Genomic DNA, 3,347 nt, shown 5'->3' on the forward strand with positions numbered 1-3,347 from the left:
GTACAGGCCTGGCTCGATGGACGTGATCATGCCGGGCTCCATGGCCATGGCCGGCTCGGCAATCGCCTTGCTGATGCTCTGCGGGCCTTCATGCACATTCATGAAGTAGCCCACGCCGTGGCCCGTGCCGTGGCCGTAGTCCAGGCCGTGCTCCCACAGCGGCGCGCGGGCGATGGCGTCCAGCATGGGGCTGAGCGTGCCGCGCGGGAAGCGGGTGCGCGACAGCGCCAGCGTGCCCTTGAGCACCAGCGTGTAGTCACGCTTCTGCGCCGCGCTGACGGTGCCGATGGGCCAGACGCGCGTGATGTCCGTCGTGCCGCCGACGTACTGGCCGCCGGAGTCGATCAGCAGCAGGCCGTTGCCTTCGATCTGCGCGAACGACTCGGGCGTGGCGCGGTAGTGCGGCTGGGCGCCATTGGCCATCCAGCCCGCAATCGTCGAGAAGGACAGGCCCACGAAGCCCGGGCGCCTCTTGCGCGCGGCCGTCAGCTGGGTGTCGACGTCCAGCTCGCTCCAGCGTTCGCCGCGGGCTAGTCCAGCCTCGAACTCGGCGTAGAACTCGCACATCGCCGCGCCGTCCTCGGCCATGGCCTCGCGGATGAAGGCGGCCTCGGCGGCGGTCTTGCGGCTCTTCAGCAGCGTGCTGGGGTTGATCTGTTCCACGACGGCCACGCCCGCGGGCACGGCCTCGCGCAGGCCCAGGGTCACGCGGCGCGGGTCGATCAGCAGCTTGGCCGAAGCGGGCAGGGCAGCCAGGGCGGATGCGGCTTGTTCGTAGGGCGCCAGCTGGATGCCGTCCGCGGCCAGGCGCGCGGCCACCTCGGCCGGCACCTTGCCGGCGCCGATGAAGAGGCGGCCGCTGGTCGTGTCCAGCAGCAGGTGGGCGATAAAGACCGGATTGCACTCGACATCGCTGCCGCGCAGGTTCAGCAGCCAGGCCACGTCGTCCACGGTAGACACGAGGTGGTGGGTGGCCTGCACCGTCGCCATCGCGGCGCGCACGCGGGCCAGCTTGTCGGCGCGGGACACGGCGGCCTGCGGCGCGGCGTGCTCGTAGACGGGTTCGGTGGGCAGGCCGGGGCGGCTGTCCCAGGCGTCCTGCACGAGGTCGAGGTCGGTGCGCAGCGTGATGCCGGCGCGCTGCATGGCCGTGCGCAGGGCATTGGCCAGGGACAGCCCCAACACCTGGCCGTCCACGGCGATCGCCTGGCCGGGCTGCAGGGCTTTGGCGATCCAGTCGATGTATTGCGTCGACGCGCCCGAGTTCATCTTCTCGAGCTGGATGCCGCTGCCGGCGATCTGCGCCTCGGCCTGGGCCCAGTAGCGGCTGTCGGCAAACAGGGCGGCCTGGTCGCGCGTGACGACAAGGCTGCCGACCGAGCCGGTGAAGCCCGACAGCCATTCGCGGCCCTGCCAGCGGTCGGGCAGGTATTCGGACAGGTGCGGATCACTGGACGGCACGAGCACGGCATGCACGCCGTKGGCGTTGAGGGCATCGCGCAGGCGCTCGATGCGCAGGCGGGTTTCGTGGGTGCGGGTGTCCATGGCGTCAGGACCTCGGTGATGGTCCCGCGCCGGGTGGGCTCGGGACCGTGAAAAGGGTGCCTGGGATTGTAGAAGCCGGGTGCACCATGCCGGTGGGCACGGTGCCTGCCGTCAGCGGGTGAAGAACTTCCAATGCCCTGCCGACACGACTTCCGCGGCGCCGTCCACCACCTTGATGGCGCTCTCGTCGTCGAGGGCGTAGGCCGGGCAGCCGATGCCGGCCGCCCACACCTCGGCGGCGGCCATCGAGTTGCTCGGCCAGCCGGGGTAGTCCAGATGGGGAAAGATCGCGAAATCGACCAAGCCCAGCGCCCTGTCATCGCCCGTGATGGACGGCCTGGTTTCGACGAAGGCCTCGCCGACGCGCGGCGTCATGACCATGCTCCCTGCGCTCAAGCCCACCCACACCATGTCCGGCAGCGACTGCAGCAGGTCGGCCAGCCCCGACTGGCGCATCCAGTGGCACAGGTACAGCGCGTCGCCGCCGTTCACCAGCAGCACGTCCGCCTGCCGCACCCAGCCTTGCCAGCGCGCCCTGTCGATGCTCGGCAGCGCAGTGAGTTCCAGCACCCCGACCGACTTCCAACCCAGCTCGCACATCGGCGTGGACGGCTCCTGGCCGCTGATGAAACGCCAAGTGTTGTCAGGGCTGCCGTGCGGATGCCCGTACAGCGCCGTGGGGATGCACAGCGCATGGCACTCGGCGATGGGTTTGCCCAGCAAGTCGAGCAGCGCGGCATGGATGCTCGCGTTGCGGATGCCGGCGGAGGTGAGGAGCAGTTTCATCGGGTCCTTTCCAAACCCGGCCGACCGGGCCGGGCCAGGAACGACGGTCGAGGCCGGCCGAAATCGACAACGCCCGGCGTTTTTCCCTACAGCTCCGTGCGCAGCGCCCACAGCTCCGGGAACAGCACCACGTCCAGCATCTTGCGCAGATAGCTGACGCCGCCCGTGCCGCCGGTGCCGCGCTTGAAGCCGATGACGCGCTCTACCGTCGTCACGTGGCGGAAGCGCCAGAGGCGGAAGGCGTCTTCCAGGTCCACCAGCTCCTCGCCCATCTGGTACAGGTCCCAGTTTTTCTCAGGGGCGCGGTAGACCGTCAGCCAGGCTTCCTTGACGCCCTCGTCGGCCACGTGGGGCTGGGTCCAGTCGCGGCTGAGGTTGGCCGCTGGCACCGGGATGCCACGCCGCGCCATCAGCTTGAGCGCCTCGTCGTAGAGGGACGGCGCGTCATAGGCTTGCTTCACCTGGGCCAGCAGGTCGGGCCGGTGCTCGTGGGGCTTGAGCATGGCGGCGTTCTTGTTGCCGAGCAGGAACTCGATGCGCCGGTACTGCGCGCTCTGGAAGCCGCTGCTCTTGGCCAGGTAGGGCCGGATGGCGCTGTACTCGGGCGGCGTCATCGTCGCCAGCACGTCCCAGGCGTGCACCAGCTGCTCCATGATGCGCGACACCCGGGCCAGCATCTTGAAGGCCTCGGGCAGGCGGTCGGCGGCCACGTTCGCGATGGCGGCTTGCAGCTCGTGCAGCATCAGCTTCATCCACAGCTCCGAGGTCTGGTGCTGCACGATGAAGAGCATCTCGTTGTGGTCGGGCGAGAGCGGCTTCTGGGCGCTGAGGATGGCGTCGAGCTGGAGATAGTCCCCATAGCTCATCTCCTTGGAGAAATCGAGCTGGGCGCCGTGATGATCAGTGGTTGCCATGGGAATGCGTAGTGCCTTACCGAGTGACTGCCGTGGAACCGGCTTTGCCGGGCCATTGGTAGTGCCCCCTTGAGGGGGCTCGCGAAGCGAGTAGGGGGTGGG

At 69.0% G+C, this 3,347-nt stretch carries 3 protein-coding genes; all 3 read right to left on the minus strand.

What is annotated here, in order from left to right; all coding sequences use genetic code 11:
• A partial coding sequence (locus ACXJKR_RS27880; RefSeq protein WP_457325591.1) for a M24B family metallopeptidase occupies positions 1 to 1,545 on the minus strand: 1,545 nt, incomplete at its 3' end.
• A gap of 111 nt (positions 1,546 to 1,656) precedes the next feature.
• Entirely contained in the window at positions 1,657 to 2,331 is a 675-nt protein-coding gene (locus ACXJKR_RS27885) for a Type 1 glutamine amidotransferase-like domain-containing protein (RefSeq protein WP_457325592.1), read from the minus strand.
• A gap of 86 nt (positions 2,332 to 2,417) precedes the next feature.
• Positions 2,418 to 3,245 (minus strand): tryptophan 2,3-dioxygenase, encoded by an 828-nt coding sequence (gene kynA / locus ACXJKR_RS27890; protein ID WP_457325593.1) that lies wholly within the window; start codon positions 3,243 to 3,245, stop codon positions 2,418 to 2,420.
• Positions 3,246 to 3,347 lie beyond the last annotated feature (102 nt).

It is taken from the genome of Roseateles sp. P5_E11, from assembly GCF_054049355.1.

What these genes read in the sequence shown, in the direction of transcription:
- ACXJKR_RS27885 (WP_457325592.1), bottom strand. Translation starts at nt 2,331, where the DNA reads ATGAAACTGCTCCTCACCTCCGCCGGCATCCGCAACGCGAGCATCCAT.
- kynA (WP_457325593.1), bottom strand. Translation starts at nt 3,245, where the DNA reads ATGGCAACCACTGATCATCACGGCGCCCAGCTCGATTTCTCCAAGGAG.